At 47.6% G+C, this 24877-nt stretch carries 25 protein-coding genes and 1 tRNA gene; 17 read left to right on the forward strand and 9 right to left on the reverse strand.

Features of this window, described 5'->3' with window-relative positions; all coding sequences use genetic code 11:
• Window positions 1–16 precede the first annotated feature (16 nt).
• A complete protein-coding gene (locus JQX58_RS02840) occupies window positions 17–1534 on the reverse strand; it encodes a coiled-coil domain-containing protein (RefSeq protein WP_204145300.1) in 1518 nt (505 codons plus the stop codon).
• Window positions 1535–1634: 100 nt separating this feature from the next.
• On the opposite strand from JQX58_RS02840, the gene JQX58_RS02845 reads away from it, so the two are divergent.
• From JQX58_RS02845 to JQX58_RS02855, 3 genes are all read left to right on the forward strand, one after another.
• A complete protein-coding gene (locus JQX58_RS02845; protein ID WP_204145301.1) occupies window positions 1635–2201 on the forward strand; it encodes a nitroreductase family protein in 567 nt (188 codons plus the stop codon).
• Between the two features lie 70 nt (window positions 2202–2271).
• Window positions 2272–2359 (forward strand) — tRNA-Ser (locus JQX58_RS02850).
• A gap of 297 nt (window positions 2360–2656) precedes the next feature.
• The gene (locus JQX58_RS02855) at window positions 2657–5101 is read left to right on the forward strand and encodes a PAS domain S-box protein (RefSeq protein WP_204145302.1); all 2445 of its coding nucleotides are present in this window, start codon (window positions 2657–2659) and stop codon (window positions 5099–5101) included.
• Here JQX58_RS02855 and JQX58_RS02860 read toward each other — a convergent pair.
• The 6 genes from JQX58_RS02860 to JQX58_RS02885 form a co-directional block, all read right to left on the reverse strand.
• Window positions 5098–5496, reverse strand: coding sequence for an acyl-CoA thioesterase (locus JQX58_RS02860; protein ID WP_204145303.1), 399 nt, complete (start codon window positions 5494–5496; stop codon window positions 5098–5100). The genes JQX58_RS02855 and JQX58_RS02860 overlap by 4 nt on opposite strands.
• 18 nt (window positions 5497–5514) lie before the next feature.
• Complete coding sequence (locus JQX58_RS02865; protein ID WP_204145304.1) at window positions 5515–6456, reverse strand: GGDEF domain-containing protein; 942 nt, start codon at window positions 6454–6456, stop codon at window positions 5515–5517.
• 211 nt (window positions 6457–6667) lie between these two features.
• Window positions 6668–6985 carry a translation initiation factor gene (locus JQX58_RS02870; protein ID WP_204145305.1) on the reverse strand — a complete coding sequence of 106 codons (318 nt, stop codon included), beginning with the start codon at window positions 6983–6985 and terminating at the stop codon, window positions 6668–6670.
• Window positions 6986–6990: 5 nt separating this feature from the next.
• Window positions 6991–7722, reverse strand: a complete 732-nt coding sequence (locus JQX58_RS02875; RefSeq protein ID WP_204145306.1) for an RluA family pseudouridine synthase — start codon at window positions 7720–7722, stop codon at window positions 6991–6993.
• Entirely contained in the window at window positions 7719–8660 is a 942-nt protein-coding gene (locus JQX58_RS02880) for a D-2-hydroxyacid dehydrogenase (protein WP_204145307.1), read from the reverse strand. Before JQX58_RS02880 ends, JQX58_RS02875 begins: the two co-directional genes overlap by 4 nt.
• 12 nt (window positions 8661–8672) lie before the next feature.
• Window positions 8673–9284, reverse strand: coding sequence for an arylesterase (locus JQX58_RS02885; RefSeq protein WP_204145308.1), 612 nt, complete (start codon window positions 9282–9284; stop codon window positions 8673–8675).
• A gap of 13 nt (window positions 9285–9297) precedes the next feature.
• Here JQX58_RS02885 and JQX58_RS02890 point away from each other — a divergent pair, with 13 nt between their 5' ends.
• The 5 genes from JQX58_RS02890 (at window position 9298) to JQX58_RS02910 (ending at window position 15943) form a co-directional block, all read left to right on the forward strand.
• Complete coding sequence (locus tag JQX58_RS02890) at window positions 9298–9984, forward strand: ABC transporter ATP-binding protein (protein ID WP_204145309.1); 687 nt, start codon at window positions 9298–9300, stop codon at window positions 9982–9984.
• Complete coding sequence (locus JQX58_RS02895) at window positions 9985–12441, forward strand: ABC transporter permease (protein ID WP_204145310.1); 2457 nt, start codon at window positions 9985–9987, stop codon at window positions 12439–12441. It begins immediately after the preceding gene.
• A gap of 11 nt (window positions 12442–12452) precedes the next feature.
• Window positions 12453–14843 carry a DNA polymerase II gene (locus JQX58_RS02900; RefSeq protein WP_204145311.1) on the forward strand — a complete coding sequence of 797 codons (2391 nt, stop codon included), beginning with the start codon at window positions 12453–12455 and terminating at the stop codon, window positions 14841–14843.
• A gap of 127 nt (window positions 14844–14970) precedes the next feature.
• On the forward strand, window positions 14971–15639 hold the full coding sequence (locus tag JQX58_RS02905; protein ID WP_204145312.1) for a TetR/AcrR family transcriptional regulator: 669 nt from the start codon (window positions 14971–14973) through the stop codon (window positions 15637–15639).
• Entirely contained in the window at window positions 15632–15943 is a 312-nt protein-coding gene (locus JQX58_RS02910) for a glutaredoxin family protein (protein WP_204145313.1), read from the forward strand. The genes JQX58_RS02905 and JQX58_RS02910 overlap by 8 nt, the downstream gene beginning before the upstream one ends.
• Here the strand turns inward: JQX58_RS02910 and JQX58_RS02915 are convergent.
• Window positions 15896–16699, reverse strand: coding sequence for a TatD family hydrolase (locus tag JQX58_RS02915; RefSeq protein WP_204145314.1), 804 nt, complete (start codon window positions 16697–16699; stop codon window positions 15896–15898). The genes JQX58_RS02910 and JQX58_RS02915 overlap by 48 nt on opposite strands.
• A 210-nt stretch (window positions 16700–16909) precedes the next feature.
• On the opposite strand from JQX58_RS02915, the gene JQX58_RS02920 reads away from it, so the two are divergent.
• The 6 genes from JQX58_RS02920 to JQX58_RS02945 are packed head-to-tail and all read left to right on the forward strand — an operon-like array spanning window position 16910 to window position 21228.
• Window positions 16910–17845, forward strand: a complete 936-nt coding sequence (locus JQX58_RS02920) for a chemotaxis protein CheV (protein WP_204145315.1) — start codon at window positions 16910–16912, stop codon at window positions 17843–17845.
• Between the two features lie 45 nt (window positions 17846–17890).
• Entirely contained in the window at window positions 17891–18634 is a 744-nt protein-coding gene (locus tag JQX58_RS02925) for a hypothetical protein (protein ID WP_204145316.1), read from the forward strand.
• Window positions 18635–18653: 19 nt separating this feature from the next.
• The gene (gene hemH, locus JQX58_RS02930) at window positions 18654–19646 is read left to right on the forward strand and encodes a ferrochelatase (protein WP_204145317.1); all 993 of its coding nucleotides are present in this window, start codon (window positions 18654–18656) and stop codon (window positions 19644–19646) included.
• Between the two features lie 3 nt (window positions 19647–19649).
• Window positions 19650–20366: an HAD family hydrolase gene (locus JQX58_RS02935; protein ID WP_204145318.1), complete on the forward strand. Its 717-nt coding sequence runs from the start codon at window positions 19650–19652 to the stop codon at window positions 20364–20366.
• A gap of 10 nt (window positions 20367–20376) precedes the next feature.
• The gene (locus JQX58_RS02940; protein ID WP_204145319.1) at window positions 20377–20703 is read left to right on the forward strand and encodes a hypothetical protein; all 327 of its coding nucleotides are present in this window, start codon (window positions 20377–20379) and stop codon (window positions 20701–20703) included.
• 6 nt (window positions 20704–20709) lie between these two features.
• Complete coding sequence (locus JQX58_RS02945) at window positions 20710–21228, forward strand: DNA topoisomerase family protein (protein WP_239090127.1); 519 nt, start codon at window positions 20710–20712, stop codon at window positions 21226–21228.
• A 14-nt stretch (window positions 21229–21242) separates the two neighbouring features.
• Here the strand turns inward: JQX58_RS02945 and JQX58_RS02950 are convergent, their stop codons facing one another.
• On the reverse strand, window positions 21243–22109 hold the full coding sequence (locus JQX58_RS02950) for a TIGR01777 family oxidoreductase (protein WP_204145320.1): 867 nt from the start codon (window positions 22107–22109) through the stop codon (window positions 21243–21245).
• A 153-nt stretch (window positions 22110–22262) separates the two neighbouring features.
• Here JQX58_RS02950 and JQX58_RS02955 point away from each other — a divergent pair, with 153 nt between their 5' ends.
• Genes JQX58_RS02955 through JQX58_RS02965 form a run of 3 tightly spaced genes read left to right on the forward strand, consistent with a single transcriptional unit; the run spans window position 22263 to window position 24874 of the window.
• On the forward strand, window positions 22263–22634 hold the full coding sequence (locus JQX58_RS02955) for a sirohydrochlorin chelatase (RefSeq protein ID WP_204145321.1): 372 nt from the start codon (window positions 22263–22265) through the stop codon (window positions 22632–22634).
• Window positions 22635–22683: 49 nt separating this feature from the next.
• The gene (locus JQX58_RS02960) at window positions 22684–24081 is read left to right on the forward strand and encodes a Wadjet anti-phage system protein JetA family protein (RefSeq protein ID WP_204145322.1); all 1398 of its coding nucleotides are present in this window, start codon (window positions 22684–22686) and stop codon (window positions 24079–24081) included.
• Complete coding sequence (locus tag JQX58_RS02965) at window positions 24074–24874, forward strand: DUF4194 domain-containing protein (protein ID WP_204145323.1); 801 nt, start codon at window positions 24074–24076, stop codon at window positions 24872–24874. Before JQX58_RS02960 ends, JQX58_RS02965 begins: the two co-directional genes overlap by 8 nt.
• The last annotated feature ends 3 nt before the right edge of the window (window positions 24875–24877 follow it).

Here is a 24877-nt window from a genome sequence, read left to right on the forward strand (position 1 = left end):
GGCGCTCGCTGCTTTGCTAGCGCAGCGTCCCTAAATATTTCCTTTCTAAATCTGAGTAGGCCAGTTGTAATCGGTCTAGCTCTAGGCTTTTCTTGTTGTATTCATTACGCAGTTCTTTTTCCGCTTTGCCAGCGACTTGGTTCAGTAGCTCTTCCTTCATCGTCTGTACTGACGTCAGTAAGTTGCGGTTGTAGTCACGTAATTGCTCAAGTTCAGCAATGGGGCTGTTGGCCTTGGTGGGCTTTTGACGGACGCTTTTGCTTTGCTGATCAACTTGTTGGCGTAAGCGATTATTTTCCATCTCGGCGGTTTCTAACTCTTGAATCAGAAGCTGTACACAGGTCTCCGATTCTTTAAGCATCTGTTCAAGCTTGCTCGCCTCAGCGATTTGATTGGTCAGGGATTCTTGTGGCGGATTCTGCTCGTTCCAGTTTTCAATGCTACCCAAAATTTCTTCTAAGGTGAGTTGTTTGTCGCTGTTTAGGGACTGATATTCGGTAAGCACGTCACCTTCAGCGGCTTGTATCTTTTCGTTGAGAGCTTGGATTTGTTGATCCTTGCGAGTCACTTCAAAGCGTAAAGATTCAATGGATAGGTTGGTGCTTTCTAATTCATTTTGTAGTTGGTCAATAAGGGATTGAGACTCGATGGATAAGCGCTCCATACGCTCCAAGGCGACGGTGCGGCTACTATGCTCTTTATCATCGCTGCTATGATCACTATCAAGTTCTGCTTGTAAGTGTTCAATAATAGCTTGTTGGCGTTGTGACAGTCGTTCGAGTTGCTTTAAGTGTGTGGAAGAGTGGTGTTGTTTAGCTTGGGTATGATTGCTGTCTTGTGGGCCAATATAGTCATTGCTGTGATGATCATGAGACTCAAGTTGGTGGATTTGTTCTTGTAGCTTTTTAAGTTCAACATTTAAGCGCTGCAGTTCCGTACTTTTCACACCGAGGCGATTCACTTTCTGTGTGGCAAATTCGATGCTCTCTTGTAGCTCGTTATGCAGCAGCTTTTGATTTTCTATTAAACTTTCTTTGCTGATAATAATGTCGCTGGCTTGAACAAACTCTTGGTCAAGTTCTTTGATGCTATCGATCAGTTTGGATTGATCGAGTTGGCGATTCTGTATGCTCTCTAAGGTGTTAATGATGCTGGCCATAAATCGATTCACAATGGCCTGAGGATGATCTGACGCATCGTTCAATATGATGGCGCGTTCGGCTTTGGCTAAAGTGCCCCAGACCTTGTACTGAGTAACAGTATCTAAGTCATCAGAATCACGCAGAGCTTTAAGGGTATCGGCAGCGGCGTTCGCTTGGGCCTCAAGTTCGATAGTGAAAAGTTTATAGACGCCGGGGCTGTCTTCATCAGAGCTTTCAGTGACGGCTGTCGAGGGGGCTGAATCACCTGCATCAGCTTGTGCAGTAGGTGCATCCTTGTGGCGTAAACGATAGGCACGCCAGAGCAACCAAATCGAGGCAATGGTCATAATTGTCGCGGCTTCCAATAAGCCCCAAAGTATCCATTTTTCCATAACAGTTACCTGCTCAAATGAGAGTCGTTTTAATTTACATACAGTACGACATTCGTTATGTTTGACCTATAAATTTGATAGTAACGGAATTTTTGGACTTATGAGTAAAGATTTTTTGCGCTTCATGCGCGATCGTGTATCAAAAAACCAGTTGGTAGAGCCTGCACCGAGTAAAGCTGAGTGGCATGAGATTTTAGATGCGGCCAGTCGTGCCGCGGACCACGGTGGGCTCAAGCCTTGGCGTTTCCAAGTTTACAGTGGCGAGGGGCGTGAGCAAGTGGGTCAGGCGTATTGGTTGCATGCTAAGGCAGAGGTGCCTGAGTTAAGTGATGACAAAGCGGTGACCTTTATTAAAAAAGCCTTCCGTGCGCCAGCGATTGTGTTGGTCTACGCCGATCTTGTGGATCACCCCAAAGTGCCGCAGTTTGAGCAATTGATGGCAGCCTCTGCTGCCGCCCAGCAGGTGTTGCTTGGCTTGGACGCATTGGGCTACGGCGGTATGTGGCGTACAGGTCCTGCGGTGTTTACCGATACGGCAAAAGACCTGTTTGGGCTTGAACCAAATCAGCATGTAGTCGGGCTCATTTATGCCGGGACAGCGAGCCATATTCCACCGCGTGTAGAAGATACTGGCGTGACCGAGCGAGTGACCTTTATTGATCAATAAAGGCTTGCAATTCAATAACTTCGCTTTTATCATACGCGCCACGTTTCGCTCATAGCGAACAACCAGTTTTGGTGAGCTGTCCGAGTGGCCGAAGGAGCACGCCTGGAAAGTGTGTATGTCGAAAGGCATCAAGAGTTCGAATCTCTTGCTCACCGCCATCATCTAACTCATTGATTTTGAAGAACTTTCATCAAGTCAGTGAGTTTCGAAATACCGAAAATCCGTGCTGGTACGGATGACCTAAAAAAGACGCTTAACGCGTCTTTTTTTGTGCCTATAATTTTCTCTTATAATTACTGCTTTTCATGGCGGATGTGTGAGTTTTTACTGCTTAGTACGCGTTAAGTGCTCATCTTGGTGGCTCTTCTAGCGAGTTTCTTTACTCTCTGCTAACCTCATTATTACGCTTTTCTAAAGTAAATATTGTGGTCGCTTATCAGGGAGTCGATAGCTGAATGATTGATGTTGTGACGCAGTGGTTTGTCATCCCGCCATCCTCGGTAATCTTGTCAGGTTATTACCACGTATGGCTTGTTGTCTTGTCTGTTTTTATGGCAACGTTTTTCTCATTTGTCGGATTACAGGTTTTATCCTACAAATCACCGACGTTTTCTCATTGGCTCAATCACCTTATTACCTCTAGTGCTGCGTTAGCCTTAGGTGGTGGTGTTTGGTGTATGCATTTTTTGGGGATGCTGGCCTTTCATCTGCATATCGACGTTTCTTACAACGTTACCCTAACTATTCTATCAATGATCCCCTGTGTGCTGGCATCTTGGGTGGCGTTGAATTTTATTGAGTCTGGGCGTGACAATAAAATAGCGTTGATCGGTAGTGGTGTACTGGTCGGTGCTGGTATTGGGGTGATGCATTATCTTGGTATGGCGGCAATGGAGATGGCGCTGCTGTTGCGTTATGACTTGGGGGTGTTTTTAGCATCGATCGTGTTTGCCGTGGTGTTTGCGACCTTATCACTTTGGGGGCGTTTTTACCTTGGCAAAAAGCTTAGCCAGAAGCTCATTCTCATTAACTTCTATGCAGCGTTAGGCATGGGATTAGCGATCAGTGGCATGCATTATCTAGGTATGGCTGCTGCGCGCTTCGTGTTACCCGACGGTGTTGTGTTGACGGACTCCGAAGAGCATTTTTCATACGTACTGGCCTTTGGGGTGACGATCGTCACCATTGTTGTGATTGGTCTGATTCTTGGGATCACCACAGTCAAACGCTATAAAGCCATTTCTGAACGGGTTCAGGCCAGTGAAGAGCGCCTGTTAACCATTATGGACAGCGCTGTAGATGGCATTATTACCATCAATGAAAAAGGTACGGTGGCTAGTATCAATCAAGCGACAACGCGTTTGTTGGGGTGGTTGCCCGAGGATTTGATTGGCTCTAATGTCAGTAAGATTGTTCCTGGAGCGGATGGCGAGCATCACGACGGCTATATCGCGCGCTACTTAGCGACCCATAAAGCTAAGATTATAGGCATTGGTCGCGATGTTGAGGCGTTGCATAAAAATGGTGAGTTAATTGCTATTCGTCTAAGTATTGGTCACGCCAAGTTGGCCAATGAAAACTATTTCGTGGCGTTTATCTCTGATATTCGTAAGCGCATCGAAATGGAGCGATCAATTAAAGCCAACGAAGCGAAGTTTCGAACCTTGGTGGCCAATATCCCTGGGGCTGCCTACCGCCGTTCTGTGCGTAACAATGATGAAATGCTTTATGTCAGTGATGCTGTTCATCATATCACCGGCTATGTTCCAAGCTCTTTTGTTGAGGCTAAGAATGGCGTCACAATCCATAGTCTGATTATTGCGGAAGATCAGGAAAATATAGAGCGAGAAATCGAGCCAGACCGCAATGGTATTTACACTGTTGAATATCGTATTCGTCGTGCTGATGGAAAGGTGCGTTGGGTCGTCGATCACTATAAATACATTCAGAATGAAAATGGTGAGGATTGCATCGACGGCTTCGTGATGGATATCACAGAGCGCGTTTTGGCACGTAAAGAGATAGATCGTTTTAAGGCGCTGGTCGACTTTTCTGAGGATGCGATTATTAGTATCGATTTAGAGGGTAAGGTGTTGAGTTGGAATGATGCAGCACAACATATCTACGGCTATAAGGCTGATGAGATCATTGGGCAGCCCATGTCTCTGATCAGTAGTCTGACTCAAGTGGAGGAGCTTGAGTTTGTTAGCAGTGTCGCTGAAGGTAAGCGAAAGCATCATTACCGCGCCAAATATCATCATAAAAATGGCTCATCTTTGTATGTCTCCATCTCTGCGTCGCCCATTTATGATTCAGATGGCGTGGTGCGTTCGATCTCTAAAATTTCACGCGATGTCACTCATGAGGTAATTGAAGCGGAGAACATTAAGAAGCAGCTTGAGCACGATCATTTAACAGGATTATTAAGTCGCTTTGGTTTTCATGCTTATTTCGAGAAGCAGGTAGAGCAAGCGCGTATTCGCAATGATTCGTTAGCGGTAATGTTTATCGATTTAGATGGCTTTAAACAGTATAACGATACCTATGGACACGACTTTGGCGATCATTTATTGGAGACAGTGGGCTCTGTTATTAATATCGCCCTAAGTAAGAGTGATGCGGCGGGTCGCTTAGGTGGTGACGAGTTTGTTGTCTGTATGGTGGACATCGCCGATCATCAAAGAATATTGCAAAAAGCCACGAACATTATTTCGAATATCGCCAATATTTCGTCTGTCGATGGTGTAGACGTATCGTTAACTGGGAGTTTAGGTGTGGCGCTCTATCCTAAGGATGCTCAAGAGGTAGAGGAGCTGCTGCGTCTAGCAGACGCAGCCATGTACCGAGCCAAAAATCAGGGTAAAAACCAAGTAGTGTTCTATGAGCAAGAGAAAGCTTAGTCAAACAATTTAGCAATGCTAGGGTGCTGGGTAGGGCGACCGCTCTCGCTTATAGAGGCAATAACAAACACGCCTTGAGCACTTAATTGGTCTGTTTCAGCGATAAAGATACGTTGGGTAAATTGGCTTTTAAATTTACTAATAGGAGTGCAAACGCTCTCTATCTTGACAGTCATACCACTATGCAGTGGACGCTTATAGTCAATTTCTGCACGCATCACAACAAGGTGAACGCCGTCGCGGGTGATGTCCGCAAAATCCAATCCTTTAGCTTTTATGAATGTGTGACGAGCGTGTTCTAGGTAATTCTGATATACGGCATTGTTGACGATGCCTTGCATGTCGCATTCGTAGTCACGAACTTCAATCTCGGTGATATGTGGGCTTTGATCCATGATTCACATCTTGTCAGGTTAGCGGCTGGCCGTACGGTTGCGGCCTTGTCGCTTGGCATTATCCAGATAGCCATTGGCGCGTGCAATAAGCTCAGTCGGCGTTTCTTCACCAATAACAGTAGCGACGCCAATCGAAACCTTGATTTGTTCGATAATACCTTCGCCATTACGGCTTTTTAGGCGCTGCTTATTGAGATGTAGGCGTAAGTCTTCCGCGTATTCTATCGCGTTATCCAGTGTGGCCTCGTGCAGAAGTATGGCAAAGGTGCCGCCTTCAATACGTGCAATGGAGGTATTTTCTGTGCTGCGTTTACTTAATATATGACCAAGATGCGTGATCAAAGCGGTGCCTGCACGCTTGCCGTGCTGAGTATTGAGGTCCTTGAGGTTATCGATGTCCAGAATCAGCAGTGAGAGATCGTCTTCAGCGGACAGTAGGGCGTCGTAAAGCTGTCTCTCTAAGCCTTTGTAGTTAAGTAACTGCGTCATTGGGTCAAGATCCACATTGCTGCGAATCGCTTCAAGCTCTGCTCTTAGCTGCGTAATTTCACTTTGTACTTCATCTAGGGATTTAGCAAACTGAACCGCTTCTTGGCGAGCTTTTTGGGTGCCTTTATCCAAATAGCTAAGTACCGTCTCTAAGTGTTCTTCGCGATCGGCGCGACGCAATACTCGCTGACTCTTGTGCACTACTTGATTAAGGTCGGCTAGGTTCTTTTGCAGGTGGTTGGTATTGCTAGAAAGCGCCTGTACCAGCTGCTCTAATCGGTCTTTGTGCTCAGGATTGTAGCGAGCCTCTTCAGCAACCAGAAATTGATGAAAAAGTTCTTTAGAGACAAAGCTTGGCAGGCTCCCAAGTCGACCGATAGTAGAATCCACTAAACGATTCAATTGAGGAGAGGTTTGACGCACATATTCGTACCAAATGCCGTAATTATAGGGCGTAGGTGGAATGTCCATGTCCCGCATAAGGGGAATTGCTTTGTGAAGCAAAGCGTAAGCTTGTCGAGGACTGTCGGCGTGCATTTAAACCCCTTATGTGAATTTAGGTTCACTCAAATTTAACAGCAACTTCTAGCAAATGAAAATAGAAATCATTGATTTAGATGAAGAAGTCTCTAAGAAACGTATCTGATGAGTAACCAATGATTTCTAATGTTAAAAAGTGTAACTAGCCGCCTGCTAATTTAGCCTTAATTCCTTGGTCCGCTAAAAAGGCTTGAACCTTGCTGCGTTGATCGCCTTGGATCTCGATAGTGCCGTCTTTCACTGCGCCACCAACACCGCAATGATTTTTCAGCTTCTTGGCCATTACCTTAAGCTCATCAGCTGTCATGGCCAGCTCTTTGACTAACGTCACGCCTTTGCCTTTACGGCCCTTGGTTTCAAGCTGAATTTTTACATTACCTGAGCCAAGTATTTGATCGCTAGTATCTTCTTTGTCTTCGATGCGTCCTTGGTCGGTTGAGTAAACTAATTTACTGCTCATAAAGGTTAGTCTCGCTTGTTTTCAGTTCTTAGTTGTTGCAACAGGTTGTCCATATCAATGGGTAACTGTGCTGTTAGCTCGATGCGTTGATCGGTACGAGGATGGTCAAAGGCTAATCGCTCAGCGTGGAGCATTAAACGTAACTCTGGTGACCAGTATTCTCGCATGGCTTTATTGTGATGACGACAGCCATAGCGGGTATCGCCCAGTAGCGGGTGAAAAATATGTTTAAAATGACGTCGAATTTGATGGGTTCGGCCTTGTTCTGGCTGAACCTGGACAAGGCTTAGTCGCATGCTGTCATAGCGGCTGACTGGCAGCGCTAGGGTGAAGTGCTCAAGGGTTTTATAACGACTAATCGCGTCTTTTTCTGTGCCTTCGATTTTGAAGCGTGAGCGGCCTTTTTCTTCGTTCAGCTTGGCCAGCGGGTAATCTATGACGCCGTCACTAGGAGTATGGCCACGTACAATGGCTAAGTAGCGTTTTTCAGTGGTGCGCTGCATAAATTGCTCTGCCAATGCTCGAGCGCTTTGCTCATTTAGCGCCATTACCAGTACGCCAGAGGTGGCGCGGTCCAGTCGATGTACAGGGTAGACCCATTGACCGAGTTGCTCATTCAAACGCTGTACGACAGCGTCTTGCTCATGTTTGGCCAAATCGGTGCGATGTACCAACAAGCCACTCGGCTTATTGACGGCTACCAAGTCTTCGTCTTGATACAGAATGTCGAGCGTCATGCTTGGTAAGACTCGATGAACTTGCTCATGTTGTCACAGGCAATGGCTAGTAATCGATCCATGGCGCTTTCGCTGGCCCATGCCACATGCGGCGTCAAAATAAAATTAGGGAGCTCGGTTAACGACTGTAGTGGATGGTCTTTTGGCATAGGTTCGGTGGTCGCCACATCAAATCCGGCGCCAGCAATCTGGCCAGTACGTAGAGCATCGGCTAAGGCTTGCTCATCAACTAAACCACCTCGGCCGGTATTGATTACCAGCGCACTAGGCTTCATAGAAACGAAGCTTTCAGCGTCTAGCATATGACGTGTTTGCTCGGTGAGTGGGCAGTGAAAACTGATAATGTCGGCTTGAGCTATAGCCGACTTAAATTCAGTAAAGCCTTCGCGAATGCTGTCGGCATGCTTACGCTCTGCGAAAATCACCTGCATGCCAAACGCTCGGCCGATCTCTGCCACGCGCTGTCCGAGGGTGCCGCTGCCAATGATACACAGTGTGGCACCGGATAAATCGCGAATCGGGTAATCCATAAAGCAGAAAAACTCTGACTCGCTCCAGCGTCCAGCACGAACCGCATCGCGATAGCGTGTTAAGTTGCGGCGTAGTTCTAAGATCAGGGCAAAAGTGTGCTCCGGGACGCTAACAGTAGAGTAGCCAGATACGTTTTGCACGCCAATCCCAAGTTCATCACAAGCCGCTATGTCAACATTATTGGTGCCAGTGGCCATCACTTGTACGAGTTTTAACGAAGACGCTTCGGCTAAGGCTGAGCGATCTAGTACCACTTTGTTGGTCATGACGATATCAGCGTCTTGAATACGTGCTAACACCTCATTAGGCGCAGTATTGTGATAAAACTCTGATTCAGTAACCGCCTTAGGCAGTGGTATGTGCGTAGTCTCAGGGAAAGAACCACGATCTAGAAAAACAGCTTTCATAACGTTTCCTTATTATTGTTCGAGCATCAGCAGTAGCGTGGGGGCAATGTTTTCAAGTACCACTGGTTGACCGTCGGCATTTGGATGCAAGCCATCTGCGAGCATTAATGATTTATCAAGAGCGACATTTTCTAACATAAAAGGCACATATGCTAGGTCTTTGCTTTCTGCTAAGTCTTTGTATAGATTGAAAAACTGCTCAGTATACTGACGCCCGTAGTTAGGCGGAAGATGATTGCCAAGCAATAGCACCTTAGTGTCCTGTGCTTGGGCCATGTCGATCATTTGCGCTAGATTATTTTTGACCTGTTCTAGCGGATAGCCACGTAAGCCATCATTAGCGCCCAGTTCTAACACCATCCAATCGGGTTGATGGCGCTCGAGTAATGCGGGCAGGCGGCTCAAACCTCCTTGGGTGGTTTCGCCACTGACGCTGGCGTTGACGACGTCAACATCAAGCTCACGTTCATTTATTTGTTGAGTAAGTAAACTAACCCAGCCATTTTGTTGTCTGAGGTTGTAAGCCGCGCTCAAACTGTCGCCAAAGACCAGCAAGGTGCTCGCATGTGCGCCAGTAACAACCGAAAGAGCAAGTAAACACGTAACAATCACTTTAGAAATCATAGGCAACCTATCTATGCAGGACACGGAAAAACAGTCGGTTTTGACAATCAAACAGCTCAATCATTCCGTAGCAACCGCTAACGGATCATTGGACATACTGAAAGGGATCAATCTGGAAATCAAGGACGGTGAGTCGGTTGCGATCGTCGGCGCCTCTGGCTCTGGCAAATCAACCTTGTTGGGATTGATGGCCGGCTTAGATCAGCACAGTGATGGCAGTATTGTTTTGTACGACAAAGCGCTGGAAGCGTTAGATGAAGAAGGGCGCGCGATTTTACGTGGCCAGCATGTGGGTTTTATCTTTCAGTCTTTTCATTTATTGCCAAGTCTCACGGCGCTTGAAAATGTCATGTTGCCTAATGAGCTTAAAGGCGAGCGCTCAGCCGAGCAGCGGGCGCGAGCGTTGCTTGCTTCTGTCGGATTGGCGCAGCGTTTAACTCACTACCCAAGACAATTGTCGGGTGGTGAACAGCAACGTGTGGCCATTGCCCGCGCGTTTGCTTCAGCGCCTAAGATCTTATTTGCCGACGAGCCTACCGGTAACCTAGACAGTAAAAACGGGGCCTTAGTTGAAGATTTATTATTTGAATTAAACGAAAAAGAGGGCACGACATTGGTGGTCGTGACTCACGACCCTGAGTTGGCTAAGCGTTGTGATCGACAAATCGAGATCTTTGATGGCGAGCTGAAGGAGTCTTAAATGTTTGCGTGGCGCTTGCTATTACGAGAATTTAAAACTGGGGATGTGCTGACGTTACTGATTGCCTTGGTAGTATCTGTCGCCACGGTGACAGGGATTGGCTTGTTTGTTGATCGTCTACAACAGTCATTTGAGCAGCAATCGGCTAATTTGTTAGGGGCTGATCGAAGCGTTCGCCGGGATGATCCGCCACCGCAAGAGTGGCTCACTTTGGCGCAGCAAAACAATCTTGAAACAGCGCAAACCGTATCGTTTTCTTCCATGGTATTCGGTGGCGATGGTTTGCAGTTGGCGCAGCTAACGGCCGTCTCGGATAACTACCCTTTACGTGGCGAGTTTTTAACTGACGAAAGGCAGTTTGGTGCGGGCCAAGCGACCGCTGATGCGCCGCAATCTGGCGAAGTATGGTTGTCTTCACGTCTGGCGAGCTTGCTAAATGTTGAGTTGGGCAGTGAGGTGCGAGTGGGCGAGAAAACTCTCGATGTGACACGCTACTTGGTGCGTGATCCTGGCAGCGCTACCTCTGCTTTTTCGATTTCGCCGCGCGCGGTGATGAGTGCTCAAGACCTAGAAGCAACGGGTGTGATTATCCCCGGTGCGCGAGTGCGCTATGCGTTTCTATACGCGGGTGAAGCCGATCAGCTCGAACAGTTTGATGAAATCTTACAGCCACGCCTTGCAGAAGGTGAACGCATTCGTACGCCCGTGCAGCGCGGTGAGCGCATTGGCAATACCGTCAATCGTGCCGAATCGTTTTTGTTACTGGCTGGCACCTTAGCTGTGGTGATGTCAGGCGTGGCCATGGCGCTGGCATCGGCGCGCTATGTGAAGCGTCATTTAACTCAGTTTGCGGTCATGAAAACCTTAGGCGCAACACCGAAAAGACTGGTTTCTCTAATGGTATTCCAAGTCTCCTTGATCACACTCATGGGGATAGTGTTGGGCTCAGTGCTTGGGATGTTAGTGCAGGAGTTTATCGCGTCAATTCTAGGGTCATTGATGACGGCAGGGTTGCCAAGCCCGAGTTTAGAGAAATTATGGCTTGGTGCGACGACAGCGATCATTTCGGTGGTGGCATTCTGTTCGCCGTTGCTGGCGCGCTTGGTGCAAGTGCCGCCACTGCGAGTATTACAGCCCAATACCGATTTTAAGGCAGGATCGGCGTCGTTGTTTGTCTTTGGTTTGGTGGGGATGTATGTACTGATGGTCGTGTACGCGGGCGGTTGGCGCCTACCGAGCATCATGATGGTCGCACTGGCAGCGGTCACGGCGTTGGTGTTTATCGTCGGTTGGGGGCTATTCAAAGTCAGCCGTTCATTATCCAAGCAAGCCACTACTGGCTGGCAAGTCGGCCTAGCAGCCTTGCATCGACGCTTGGTATCTAACTTATTTCAATTATTGGTATTTACGCTGATCATCATGCTCAGTTTGGTGTTGGTCGGTGTGCAAGGTAATTTGATCCAAGATTGGCAAGCGCAAATTCCTGAGGATACGCCAAATCATTATTTGTTTAATGTGCAAGAGCTGCAGTTGGCGCCGATCACGCAATATACCAAGGAGCAGGGTATAACTAGCTCAGAGTGGTATCCCATGGTTCGCGGCCGCGTTACGCATATTAATGGCGTAGCCGCCGAGACATTGTTTCCTGAGCGCCGTAATGAGCCAGAGATTGTGGAACGTGAGCTGAATTTAACTTGGGCTGATCAGATTGGCGAAGGCTCAACGTTAGTGGAGGGAGACTTCTCGGCTGAAGGTGTATCGATTGAGCGTGAAGCGGCCATTGAGGCCAATGTCGGCTTGGGGGATGAGCTTGAAATCAATGTGGGTGGTTTGAGCTATACCTTGCCTATTACTTCGATTCGAGAAGTGAATTGGCAAAGTATGCAGCCGAACTTTTACCTGATTTTGCCTAAGACGGTACTCAGTGATTACCAAGCGAATTATGTGAGCAGTGTGTTTCTAGATGAGCGTAGTGCGCCTGGTTTTTATCGTTTTATGGCGGACTATCCTACGGTTTCAATGCTCAACATCGGCGAGCTACTAAAGCAGGTGCAAGCGATCATTGCTCAGCTAGCCAATGCGCTGCAAATTGTCTTGGCATTTATCTTAGGCGCCGGCGCGTTGGTGCTGGTTGCGAGTGTGCGCGCGACCTTAGATGAACGCTTAGAAGAGGGCGCGTTACTGCGTACTTTAGGCGCGACCAAGCGTGTGGTGCGTCAGGCGCTATTGGTGGAATTCGGTGCCTTGGGGCTTTTTGCTGGTCTAGTGGGCGCTGCGGGGGCAGAACTGTCACTGATAGGGCTACAGCACTTTGTGTTTGAGATGGCGGTAACCTTACATCCGATTTTATGGCTTGTTGGGCCCTTATCTGGTTGGGTGATTGTGACAATTATAGGTGTATTTGCGAGCCGAGCTGTGCTAAAAGTGCCGCCTATTCGTTTATTAAGATCTATATAAGTCATTGTTCCATGTTTGAAACCCGTCAAGGATACATCGTCAGTCGTCACAGCAGTGATGAACAAAACCAACTAGAGATTCATTACTATGTGAAGACTGACGAGGGGACCGTGAAGGTCTCCATCGCCGATCCAGAAACGCTCTTTTTTACCAATGCGCCAGCGGATGCCATCGCCCCTGATGTAGCGGGCGTGCAGTGTGATGAGACGCAACTGAAATCCTTTGGTCACGAGTCCGTGACCGTGGTGCGCTGTAAAAGTCTGTTGTTGCAACAGCAGATGGTGGCTTTAGTAAAAAAGCTGGGTTATGCCGTATACGAAGAGGACATTAACCCAGAAGATCGTTACCTGATGGAGCGCTATATCCGCGGTGCGGTGGAATTTGTCGGTCTGCCCGATGCAGCCGAGGCGCATTTTACCCAAGCTAAGCTTAAGGTCAGTGATTATCAGCCTGACTGGCAAGTGTGGTCATTAGACATTGAAACTTCGGTTACACGTAATGAGCTGCTTTCAATCGGTGTCACCAGTGGTGAGCGCAAAGCGGTGTTGGTGGTCAGTGATCAACCTGCGCCAGAAGATTATGTGTTTACCTTCCCGGACGAGCGTCGTCTATTGTTGGCGTTTATCAAATTTTTGCGTAAGCAAGCCCCCGATATTTTGATTGGCTGGAATGTCATCGGCTTTGATTTGATGTTCTTAGATCAACGTTTTCGCACGCTAGGTATCAAGCCAGCGCTTGGTGTGAACGGTGAAACTTGGCGCGTGCGCGAAGCCAAAGAGAGCGGTAAAGTCTTTGCTAGCATTGCAGGTCGAGCGGTCCTAGATGGTATTACCATGCTCAAGGTGGGCGGCTATCACTTCAAATCCTACAGTCTAAACCATGTCAGTGGCGAGCTGCTGGATCAATCAAAATTATTGACCGGCGGCGATCGTTGGCAAGAAATCGAGCGCATGCATCAGCAGGAACTGGATAAATTTGTTGCCTATAACTTGCAAGACTGTGTCTTGGTAGAGCAGATCTTTGCCAAGTTACAGTTGATTGAATTGCAGCAAACCCGAGTCGATTTGACGGGTATTCCGCTCTCGCAAACGGGTGGCTCAGTGGCATCGTTTGAAAACCTCTACTTGCCTCGTTTGCACCGTAAAGGTTGGGTGGCACCTGCGTGGAGTGACGATAAGTTTGTGCCGAGCCCTGGCGGCTTTGTTATGTCTTCTGTGCCTGGTTTATATAAAAATGTCTTGGTATTTGATTTTAAGAGTCTGTACCCAAGCATTATCCGCACCTTTTATGTGGATCCACTGGCCCGTGTCGTGGCCCAAGCTTTATCGCCGCAGGCGAGCCCAATGGAGATCGATTCTTCCGACGAGTCTGATCTCTCACTCACACAAGAGTCATTGCCTGTACCAGGTTATCGTGGCGCAAGTTTTGAGCGTCAGCATGCCATTTTGCCTGAGCTAGTCGCTGAGCTAGCGCAATCCCGTGAAAGTGCTAAGCGCGCTGGCAACGACATCTTAAGCTACGCCATAAAAATCATTATGAACTCCTTTTATGGTGTGTTGGGTTCTGCCGTGTGTCGTTTCTACCATGCTGAACTGGCGAGCTCGATCACCATGCGTGGTCATGAGTTACTGGGGAGAAGCAAGCAATGGATGGAAGAGCGCGGCGCCAAAGTGATTTATGGTGACACGGATTCGCTGTTTATCACACTCGATGATGAGCTGAGTGAAGAGCAGGCTTGGCAAGCGGGTAAAGACTTGTGTGAGGTGGTAAACCAATGCTTGAGCGAATGGTGTGGTGACTATGCCGATGTAACCTCACATCTAGAATTAGAGTTTGAGACACTTTACTCGCGTTTTTATATGCCGACGATCCGTGGTCAGGAAGAGGGCTCGAAAAAGCGTTATGCCGGTTTAACCAACGGCGAGTTGGTGTTTAAAGGACTGGAAGCAGCGCGCAGTGATTGGACGCCGCTGGCGAAGCGTTTTCAAGTCGAGCTGTTTGAGCATTTATTCTTTGATAAAGATATTAATCACTACGTGTCGGAGTTTGTGAATGACTTGTTGGCTGGCAAGTTTGATCATGAGCTGGTCTATACCAAACAATTGACGCGCCCCTTGTCGCAATATGTCAAAACCCAACCGCCCCACGTGCGAGCCGCGCGCATGGTTGATGAAGAACGCGCTCAGCAGGGCTTGCCGCCTGAGTACGAGCGCGGCCGCAAGCGCATTGCTTATTGCTACACGCTCAATGGCGTTAAGCCATATTTTGATGACAATGACTTGGTGCAGCTGGATTATCAACATTATATTGATAAGCAGGTACTGCCCATTGCCGAAGGCGTGTTTCATATGTTGCACCTAAACGTCACGGAAATATTCACGCCACAGTTTAATTTACTGTAACGGGCATAGAGCTATGTGTGCTTAAGTTAGGTATGATAAATATGTAAAAAAGTAGTTAGGGGTGAGGTCAGGTGATAAGCCCCTTAGTATAATCTTTGATCTATTATGGAATGATGGTTGATTGAACATGGCGTTACCACCAAAGAGAACTCTTACACAAGATCGCTTACGAACCGCAGTGCAGGAGCTGTTGCTGGTTACCGATTGGTCTGCGATTACCGTACAGCATGTGGCTGAGCGAGCCGGAGTAAGCATTGGTACTTTTTACAATTATTACGACAGTAAAGACGATGCTTTAGCGGATGTCAGACAGTGCCTTACAGAAGTTATTAAAAAAGATATAAATCTGTTGTTGGCGACCCGCATGACTACTCAAGATCGTATTTCGCTATTGCTTAAATACTTCGTCAACATTGCCAACGCTAAACCGGCATGGGCCAATTATTTCTATCGCGCAGAAGCGTTTCATGAGCGTATCGACGGTGGATTATGTGCCTTATTAGAGCCTCTTATTATTGAAGGGGCTACCTTCGCATGGCCGCATCACTACGATGAGCAAATGGTGGCGTCGTTTATTGAAAATGGGTTGTTTCCATTATTGAAATTGCGCCACCAGAATCAAATTAGAATCGAAGATCAAGAGGCGGCGCAAATGGTGCAGATGGCATTAGCAGCTGTCGGTTTGACAGGTCAAGACCTAGAGCTGGCCGCGAAAATGCCTTGTCCGGTCACGCCTTTGGCAGAATTGCCGTTCTCAATTTATCAGTTACAACGAGCAAATTTAGGTTATGTCTAACGAAATTCTTTTGTACGGCACCCTTGGGTGCCATCTTTGTACAGAAGCAGAAGCTTGGCTGGCAAACAGTTATCCAGACATTAGTCTTAAAAAAATAGACATTGCCGATGAGGAAGCATTAGTTGCGCGCTACGGCATCCGTATCCCTGTGCTAGCAAAAGGCGAGCAAGAGCATGACTGGCCTTTTGACGAAACGGTTGTCGCCGCGCTTGTGGCGCATGAGGCGGCTGCTACGTCAGCTATGCCTACATCAATTTCAGCGCCCCAACGACGTGTTTGGCATATTGGCGCCAGCAAAGAATAATTGCTGTGTGTTTTGCCGTGTCTGCAGGCGTACCTCTTCAAGCGATATTTGCTTAATGTCTGCAACGGCTTGTGCAATGTAAGGCAAGTATTGTGGGTGATTGCGCTTGGGGCGTGGGCGAATATTGCGCGGCAATAAATAGGGCGCATCGGTTTCTAGTAAAAGTCGCTCCAGTGGCAAATGTTTAACCGCTTCGATCAAATCTTGATTACGGCGCTCGTCCAGTAGCCAACCGGTAATGCCTACATACAATCCTAGCTCTAGATAGCGCTCCATTTGATCGCGGTTGCCGGTGAAACAGTGGATAACGCCACCGCTTGGTAGAGCATGTTGGCGCAAGGTTGTTTGCATCTCGGCAAAGGCGTCTCGCTCATGCAAATACACCGGTTTCTTAACCTGCTGAGCAAGCTCAAGTTGCGCGGCAAAGGCGCGACGCTGCTCATCAGGGGTGCTGTAGTTGCGGTTAAAATCCAATCCCATTTCGCCAATGGCCACAGCTTTAGTATCTTTGCCAAACCATTCAAGCAATGTTTGTTGATCTTGATCCTGCCATGTTGAGGCGTGGTGAGGGTGACAACCTAATGTGTAAGACATGCTGTTGTAGGGTGCGCAATGTTGTTGCAGCTGCTCAGCCTCAACAAGATTAGAGGCGATACAAATAATCCCTGTGACATCCTGCTGCAAAAATTGCTGCTCAAAATCCGGCAGCGAGTCAAGGTAAGATGAATGGTCTAAGTTGACGCCGATATCAAACATAATCACTCCACAATTATTTTAGCGTGATTGTAACAGACGTAAGGAGATGGCGTAGGCTTTTGTAATACTACGTAGCAAACCGTCAGGGAATGCTTTATAAATCATGACTTAACAAAATAATTAAGCAAAAAACTACTGCTAACCTGGTTAAAATTCACTATCATCAACTGAGTTTACTAAGTAAATAAAATTTACGTTTGGGAGTGTGTTATGGCAGGAATGTTAGATGCGGTAGACCAAAGGACACAGCTGGTTGGTGAAAACCGCCTCGAGTTGTTGATGTTCCGTCTTGGTGGCATGCAAATGTTTGCGATCAATGTGTTTAAAGTTCAAGAAGTGGTGCAACTGCCGCGTTTGAACCTAATGCCACATCGTCACCCATCGGTCGCTGGGGTGACACATTTCCGTGGGCGTACCATTCCAGTCATTGATTTATCTGAGTCTATTGGCCTGCGTCCGATTGACAAAGAGAAGCCTTGTAATCTTATCGTGACTGAGTACAACAACACCATCCAAGGCTTTATGGTGGGTGAGGTTGATCGCATCATTAACATGAACTGGAGCGATATTTTACCGCCGCCAGATGGTACGGGGCGCCAGCATTATTTGACGGCTATTACGCGTGTGAATGACCGCTTAGTTGAGATCATTGATGTTGAAAAAGTCTTGGCAGAAATTTCACCATACGACACGCGTGTATCTGACGATGTCATCGACAAAGATTTACTTACCCTTGCTAAAGGGCTAGAAGTACTGGTCGTAGATGACTCTTCGGTTGGTCTTGCTCAGTGCCGTTCGACATTAGATCACTTAGGCATCAAAGTACATTCTGCGACCGATGGTAAACGCGGCTTAGATCTTTTGAAAAAGTGGGCTGGCGACGGTGAAGATGTGCCTAACAAGCTTTTAATGCTCATTACGGATGCTGAGATGCCAGAAATGGACGGCTACCGTTTGACGCGCGAAATTCGTGAAGATCCACGCCTTAAAGATTTGTACATTGTGCTGCATACCTCGCTAAGTGGTAGTTTCAACAAAGCCATGGTGCAAAAAGTAGGGTGTGATGATTTCCTTTCCAAATTCCAGCCAGACAAGCTTGCGACGGTAATCCAAGACCGTATTCGCAGCGTCATGGCCGACGATTAATAGACGATATATCAAGCGCCTTAGTGAACTAAGGTGCTCACACTTATGTTTTTACTGTACCTTTTCTTGGCGCTGTTTTGTGCCGCTTTAGTCGTAGAACGTGTACGGCTAGACCCTATGCTGGTAGTGATGCCGTGTGTGTTGCTACTGTTTCCTACGGTTCCTGTGCTGCTTACTAGCTACGTTAATGTGTTGGCGGTTGTGCTGCTCATGGCGTTGTTTTTCGTGATCAAAGAACGACAGCAGTTAAACGTAGAGTCGATTACCCGTTTAGGAGCCGGTCTTTCATTAGGCGGCTTTGTGGGTGTTCAATTGCTTACGTTACTGCCGTTATCACAAGTGACTTTAGTATTGCTGCTGTTGACTTTGTCCAGCTTCAGTCTTGGACTAAGTGCCCTCAAAGGTGTTGATATACTGCGTCTACCACAGATGGCGCAATTGTGGGCTGGTCTAGCGCTTGGAATGGTGCAGTTTCTTGGTTTGGGCAGCGGTAGAGCTTTACTGAAAACACATCAAGAGGCGAGTTCAAAGGCCAATCATTTTGCCTTGTGGGCATTTGGTTTAGTCGGAGCTTTGATTGGTTTGCTAGCCTTACCCTCTGCATCAACGACACCATTACATCTTGATATAAGTGTTATCGTGGTCGCTTTGTTAGCTATCTTAGCGGGGCTTTTTTTGGCCAGCAGAATAAATGTCAGTGCGTTTGAATCCAAACTGTTGCGTTGGATCGTAGTGCTGGTGTGCTTAAGTGTCTGGGCGCATCTTACCTTTAAATTTTTCATCCTTTAACGAAGACAATGGACTAACCATGCAGCAAAATTCCCCTCTGATCGGCGTCTTACTCATGAATCTAGGTACGCCCGAAGCGCCTACGCCAGCGGCGGTGAAAACCTATTTGCGTGAGTTTTTATCGGACCCTCGAGTGGTCGATGTCAATCCATGGATCTGGAAGCCGGTGCTCAATGGCATTATTTTAAATACACGTCCGCGAAAAGTGGCCAAAGTGTACCAAGAAGTATGGATGGAAGAAGGTTCACCTTTGTTGGTGCTCGGGCAGCGTTTGACCGATAAATTGGCGCAGCGTTTAAATGCTAATCAAGAGCGCTATGTGGTGGCAAAAGCCATGACCTATGGCGCGCCGAGCGTGGAGTCTGCAGGCAAACTGTTTCGTGAAAAAGGTGTCGAGAAAATCTTCGTCTTGCCAATGTATCCGCAGTTTTCTCGTTCGACTACTGCAGCGGCTTACGATCGCTTAATGGCATCCTTAAAGCGCTGCCCACATTGGCCCGCATTGAATCTATTGCAAGATTACGCAGATCACCCACGTTACATTGAGGCACTGGTGCAAACCATCAAAGCACAATGGCAAGAACAGGGCGAGCAGCGCCACTTATTGTTCTCTTATCATGGTGTGCCTAAGCGCTATGTCACTGAAGGCGACCCTTATCAGCGACGCTGCGAGGCGACCACGCAAGCAGTCGTTGCCAAGCTTGGCTTATCTGAGTCGGAATACACTCATGTGTACCAATCACGCTTTGGCCGTGAGGAATGGTTGAAGCCCTATGCTGATGAGACCATGCGAGCATTGCCAGGCAAAGGAATCACAGCCATTAATGTCATCAGTCCAGCCTTTGCGATAGACTGTATCGAAACCCTAGAGGAGATCGATATGCAGCTTCGTGATGAGTTCCTGGCGGCTGGTGGTGAGCGTTTTGACTACATTGCTGCCTTGAATGACTCTGCGGATCAAGTGGCATTATACGAAACCCTTGTTCATGAAAACACGCAACATTGGATATAAAGTTTGTCTACCCCCCAGCTAAAAACGATCGCTTTTGATGCCGACGATACCTTATGGCGCAATGAAGATTTGTTCCATTCTTCACAAGATTATTTTGTGCAGATGCTTGAGAAATATCACTCTAAAGAGTACATCCTTGAGCACCTCAATAGCATCCAAATAGCAAACCTGAGCAATTTCGGTTATGGCATCAAAGGTTTTACGCTTTCTATGATCGAAACCGCCATTTCGCTGACAGAGGGGCGGATTACAGGCTACGAGATCCATGAGATCATAACTCTAGCAAAACAGATGGTGGCATCGCCAGTCGAGTTGTTACCAGGCGTGGAAGAATTGTTGCAATCACTTCAAGGTCGCTGTCAGCTAATGGTAATCACTAAGGGCGACTTACTGGATCAAGAAGGCAAGTTGGCTCGATCAGGCTTGGCGCAGTACTTTGACCTTTATGAGGTAGTCAGTAACAAAAAAGAGAGCAATTATCAGCGTTTGTTTGAGCGCTTGCAGCTTAAGCCAAGCGAGACCTTAATGATCGGCAATTCGCTGCGCTCAGACATTTTGCCTGTGCTCAATGTAGGTGGGCATGCCTTGCATATTCCGTATCATACGACTTGGTCTCATGAGCAAGTGACCCAAGCTGAGCTTGACGCTTATCAGCCTATCGCCACTGTTCGTTCAGCTGAAGACGTGCTGTCTTGGTTAGATGCACACTTTTCGATGTAGAGAGGGGATTATGAAACGTATTTTAGTATTGTTAGTCGGTATGGTGTTGTCTGTTTCATCTGGCTACGCTAACGAAAATATAGAAAGCCTTCGTCAATCAGCTCAACAATTAACAGATCGTGTTCGTGAGGTTGCTTCAGATGTTGCTGAGCGCACCAATGAAGTCGCTCGCGATGGGGCGGATCGTTCACGCGAAGTAGGCCAAGATGTGGGGGAGGCCAGCAGAGATGTATGGCAGCGTGTTAAAGAGTCGACTCGTCGCGCCAGTGATAATGTGAGGCAGGCCACTCAAGGTAATGGGTGTGCCAATGCTCAGCAGGGTTGTGGTTCGGAGTAGCCTTGATTGACGCGTGATAATGGCGGTAAGCCAAAGATACAGGACCCATGGGAATCAGAGTTTCTGCAGCAAGACGGCTCGGGTTACATTGGCACGCCCAGCAAACGTTATCGGTGTCCTAAATGCCAAGGTGTATTGCTACTTAAACAAGGCAAAAATGGCGCCTTTTGGGGCTGTGAAAATTATCCAACTTGTGATTACACCGCCAATGATGAAGAGGGGCGTCCCGTCAGGGCGAAAAAGTACTTCTGCCCTTTATGTGGTGGTCAGTTACGCAAGAAAACCCACGGTGCAAATACATTTTGGGGATGCTCAAACTACCCGGAGTGTAAGCTAACTCTGGAAGATCACAACGGTGAGCCGACTTCGTCGAGAAAATATCCTTGCCGAGCCTGTGGGCACTACTTGGTACGTAAAAAAGGACCTAAGGGATACTTTTGGGGTTGTATCAAATATCCAGATTGCCGGCATACTTTGCCGGATTACCAAGGGCAGCCCGTGCCGCGTAAACGCAGCGCGGACTGATACTTTCATGAGTTCTAGGTCAGGCTTTTTAAAGCGGCTTTAAGGGTTGGGTATTCAAACTCAAAGCCTTGCTCCTCTAGGCGCATAGGTACCACTTTTTGGCCGCGCGTCAGCAAAGACCCCATGTCCCCCATGGCCTTATCCAATACCCAAGCAGGCGTCGTTAGCAAATGAGGTCGACGCAACACTTCGGCGTAGGTGCGCGAGAAAGTTTCCTGGTTGACCACTTCTGGTGCCACGAGATTATAGATGCCCTGGTAGTCCGGCTGTTCTAAGGCGGTCCATATGAAGCGACAGACATCGTGTACATGTATCCAAGGGAAATACTGCTGTCCGTCACCGATTTTGCTACCAAAACCAAGTTTGTAAGGCCACTTCATTTTGTTGAGTGCCCCACCGTGCCCCAACACTACCCCTAAGCGAAAGATGACGACCCGTGTGTCAAATGCTTCGAATTTCTTCGCCGTGTATTCCCACGCACTACACAGCTGGTGGGTAAAGCCTGGATTGGCGGTGGTCGTTTCAGTAAAGGTTTTGCTGCGATCAAAGCCATAATAGCCAACCGCAGAAGCATTAAGCAGCACTTTGGGTTTGGTTTTAAGTTTGTTGAGCAAGGACTCAGTAAAGCCGACGCGGCTGTCGAGTAGTTCTTTTTGGCGCTCAGCACTCCAGCGTTTATCAGCAATGCCAGCACCGGCCAAATTTACGATGGCATCAAAATAATGATCACTGATTTCATCTATTTTGAGCTTCTGTACGTAACTAGGAATCGAGCCTTGGTGTTTATGAATCAGTGCAAAGACTTCAAATCCTGCCGCGGTCAGCGTGGGGTACAAGTTGGTGGCAACGAATCCGTTTGCGCCCGTAATCAATACTTTCATCTGCGGCTCCTTCAAAGAATGTACCCTTAGTGTACGCCATTTGCCCAAAAATAGATCAAGGCTCGCAGTGAAATAATTTTCTTATCAGAAGGTAATCCCTTCTTTTTAAAAGACTTAATCGCTAAAATATCGAATACGAAAAAAGGTAGTTACATGCAACTTAATCAGTTTGACCACATTATTTTATTAGCGCACGGCAGTAGCGACGAGCGCTGGAAGATTCCATTTGAGCAGTTATTGACTCGTGTGACTGGTGAAGTGTCAGCGGATAAGGTAAGTTTGGCGTACATGGAATTGTGTCAACCGACCGTTGAGGAAGTTTTGAGCACACTTTCACAAGATAAAGCAAACATTGCGGTCTTCCCGCTGTTTTTTGCCCAAGGACGCCACCTTCGTAAGGATGTACCGGAGCAATTGGCGCATTTGAATAACGAGCATCGCTCTCTCACGCTGCTTGACCCTATCGGTCATGACCCAGAAGTGGTGGCAGCAATGGAGAGAGCCATTGTTTCCAAGCTGGCTTAGACAAACGCTAGGCTTCAGCTTAACCATTACATAAACGGATTGGTTCTGAATGCTATTCACCCATCTACCCGAGGAGATTTTTCAGGCTCTCTCGGGTTCCAATAAATTGTTAATCGAAGCGGTATTATTTGATCTGTCCGAGGTGTTTTATGACCATGCGGAAGATCCGATTAAGGATAAATCTTCGATCATCGAAGCCATCGAAGACTCACTGCATAAGCTGGATACACTCGCTTGGCATGATGATGTTAAAGAGGGTTTTGACTCGCCCAAGACTATTCACGACTATGCTTTGCGGATTTACCATCGATTGGTGAATACTGGTTGGCTGATTGAAGAGCAAGAGCTGTATCGAGTCAGCGTACTGATGTCGCCACAGGTATCGATGCTGTTGCGCTCGTTAGTCGAAATCAGTCGCCATGGCAAACGCAATTACGGCGCGACCGTACTTAGTATTTTGAGTAATCTTGAGTCAGTTGCTAAGCACCCACAAGAACGTGGTGTGACACTGAATCAATCCGCTGAAGCGGCGCGTGACTTCTCCGCGCATTTGAATCAGATTTTGTTGGGCATCCGAAGCCTTCAGCGTGATTTGTTCGCCAAACGCAACCCGAAAGAAATTGTGTCCGGCTTCTTTGATTTGTTTGTGGAAGGCATCTTGATAGCCGACTACAAAACCATTAAAACCAGCAATAACCCGTTTCGCTTCCGTCGCCAGATTCTTGAGTTGACGCAAAGCTTCCTTGCTGAGCCCAACCTGCTAGGGCAGATCGCTCAATGTTACGCCGATCAGCAGCTGATTTCGGTGGATGCTGCGATGGTCATCGTGGAAAAAGATTGCCGTGATATCATTCAAACCTTTAGCACCATTGAGCAGCGTTTAGAGCGTATCGATGAGTATCGTTATCGTCTTGAAAAGCGTGCCGCTGATACCGCACGTTACATGGATTCTTCACGCCCAGGGTTAGCCAACAAAGTGGCGGGCATTATCACCGACGTGGCTAAATTTGATACCTTGCCGACCCTTAAAAATGTCGTCGGCGGTAAAATCGTTGGTGTGGAGTCTTGTGCCCAGCCAATGAAACGCCGTGAGCCACCACCGCCACGTGTCATTACGCAAGCGGAAGTGCCGCAGTCCGCATTAGCCTTGCGTGACCGCCAACGTCGTTTCCATGAGGCGCGCCAAGTGAGTGCCACTAAGCTGCAGGGCTACCTCGATCGTCAGCTGTCCGAAAAGTCGGCCATGCATATCACTGACTTTACCATTGAGTCCGTAGAAGACTTTGTGTGCTTTGATCATCTTCGTTATATCGGCTCACTGGGAATCAATGCAAAACGTATCGAGAAAACTTTCGATGTCGTGTTTACCGATCAATATATCAATGTGCGCGATTTTGTAGAATGTCGTGAATTTAATGTAGTGCGCAGGAGCAAAGCTAATGCTTAGAGAATTAAAACGAGCCGCTGAGGAGTCTGGTAAAGACCCACAAGAGTTTCAGCAGACTGCGAACTATTTGGTAGCCAATCAATTTGTCAGTGCATTCAAGCATGGACAACGTCGCCATTATCTGTTGGTCGAAATGTACCAGCAGTACTTCTCTAATTTATTCGATGCCTTAGGCATGAAACTATACGTGAATGAAAATGAGCGTCTGGCGGGTGTGTTACCCGTTGAAAAAGAAGCCTTTGTACGTTTGAAAACCGATGAAACCCTATTTTTGTTGGTGATGCGCCAAGTGTACGAAGAAAAAGTCGAAAACTTCGAAATTGATAATGGCTTTGTTAGCACCAACAGTGTGGCGATCCTTGAGCGCTATGTGCAGTTGGTCAAACGTGAGATTCCAACGGAAACGCGTTTTAAAGAAATTTTGAGCTTGTTCAGCAAGCACGGTGTCATCATTCGCGGCAAAGCGTTTGAAGAAGACGCCAAAAACCTCATGATTAGTATTACGCCGGTGGTGCGTTTAATCGTGACCGAGGCTTACCTGCGTCAACTGGAGTCATTTAATGGTAGTGATCCAGACGATGATGATGTTGACACGGAGGAAGAGGGCGGTCAGAACGAGCCTGCGAGCGTTGAACAGCCTTCTGTAGCGCTTGAGCAAGCACCTGAAAGCGCCGCTATGACTGACGATCAGGCGCCCCTAGAGTTAGCTGAGGACGAGTCATCTTCTGACCAAACGCTATTGGAGCTGTCGTTAGACGATGCTGATGTAACCGAAAAGAATGAGGCGCCATAATAC

Source organism: Marinomonas ostreistagni, from assembly GCF_016888445.1.
Lineage (GTDB): Bacteria > Pseudomonadota > Gammaproteobacteria > Pseudomonadales > Marinomonadaceae > Marinomonas > Marinomonas ostreistagni.

Coding starts and splice junctions, on each gene's coding strand:
- JQX58_RS02870 (WP_204145305.1), bottom strand. CDS start 6,985: ATGAGCAGTAAATTAGTTTACTCAACCGACCAAGGACGCATCGAAGAC.
- JQX58_RS02875 (WP_204145306.1), bottom strand. CDS start 7,722: ATGACGCTCGACATTCTGTATCAAGACGAAGACTTGGTAGCCGTCAAT.
- JQX58_RS02950 (WP_204145320.1), bottom strand. CDS start 22,109: ATGAAAGTATTGATTACGGGCGCAAACGGATTCGTTGCCACCAACTTG.
- JQX58_RS02965 (WP_204145323.1), top strand. CDS start 24,074: ATGCTTAGAGAATTAAAACGAGCCGCTGAGGAGTCTGGTAAAGACCCA.
- JQX58_RS02885 (WP_204145308.1), bottom strand. CDS start 9,284: ATGATTTCTAAAGTGATTGTTACGTGTTTACTTGCTCTTTCGGTTGTT.
- JQX58_RS02840 (WP_204145300.1), bottom strand. CDS start 1,534: ATGGAAAAATGGATACTTTGGGGCTTATTGGAAGCCGCGACAATTATG.
- JQX58_RS02865 (WP_204145304.1), bottom strand. CDS start 6,456: ATGGACATTCCACCTACGCCCTATAATTACGGCATTTGGTACGAATAT.
- JQX58_RS02910 (WP_204145313.1), top strand. CDS start 15,632: ATGTCTAACGAAATTCTTTTGTACGGCACCCTTGGGTGCCATCTTTGT.
- JQX58_RS02845 (WP_204145301.1), top strand. CDS start 1,635: ATGAGTAAAGATTTTTTGCGCTTCATGCGCGATCGTGTATCAAAAAAC.
- JQX58_RS02920 (WP_204145315.1), top strand. CDS start 16,910: ATGGCAGGAATGTTAGATGCGGTAGACCAAAGGACACAGCTGGTTGGT.
- JQX58_RS02895 (WP_204145310.1), top strand. CDS start 9,985: ATGTTTGCGTGGCGCTTGCTATTACGAGAATTTAAAACTGGGGATGTG.
- JQX58_RS02905 (WP_204145312.1), top strand. CDS start 14,971: ATGGCGTTACCACCAAAGAGAACTCTTACACAAGATCGCTTACGAACC.
- JQX58_RS02900 (WP_204145311.1), top strand. CDS start 12,453: ATGTTTGAAACCCGTCAAGGATACATCGTCAGTCGTCACAGCAGTGAT.
- JQX58_RS02890 (WP_204145309.1), top strand. CDS start 9,298: ATGCAGGACACGGAAAAACAGTCGGTTTTGACAATCAAACAGCTCAAT.
- JQX58_RS02915 (WP_204145314.1), bottom strand. CDS start 16,699: ATGTTTGATATCGGCGTCAACTTAGACCATTCATCTTACCTTGACTCG.
- JQX58_RS02955 (WP_204145321.1), top strand. CDS start 22,263: ATGCAACTTAATCAGTTTGACCACATTATTTTATTAGCGCACGGCAGT.
- JQX58_RS02925 (WP_204145316.1), top strand. CDS start 17,891: ATGTTTTTACTGTACCTTTTCTTGGCGCTGTTTTGTGCCGCTTTAGTC.
- JQX58_RS02940 (WP_204145319.1), top strand. CDS start 20,377: ATGAAACGTATTTTAGTATTGTTAGTCGGTATGGTGTTGTCTGTTTCA.
- JQX58_RS02860 (WP_204145303.1), bottom strand. CDS start 5,496: ATGGATCAAAGCCCACATATCACCGAGATTGAAGTTCGTGACTACGAA.
- hemH (WP_204145317.1), top strand. CDS start 18,654: ATGCAGCAAAATTCCCCTCTGATCGGCGTCTTACTCATGAATCTAGGT.
- JQX58_RS02880 (WP_204145307.1), bottom strand. CDS start 8,660: ATGAAAGCTGTTTTTCTAGATCGTGGTTCTTTCCCTGAGACTACGCAC.
- JQX58_RS02855 (WP_204145302.1), top strand. CDS start 2,657: ATGATTGATGTTGTGACGCAGTGGTTTGTCATCCCGCCATCCTCGGTA.
- JQX58_RS02960 (WP_204145322.1), top strand. CDS start 22,684: ATGCTATTCACCCATCTACCCGAGGAGATTTTTCAGGCTCTCTCGGGT.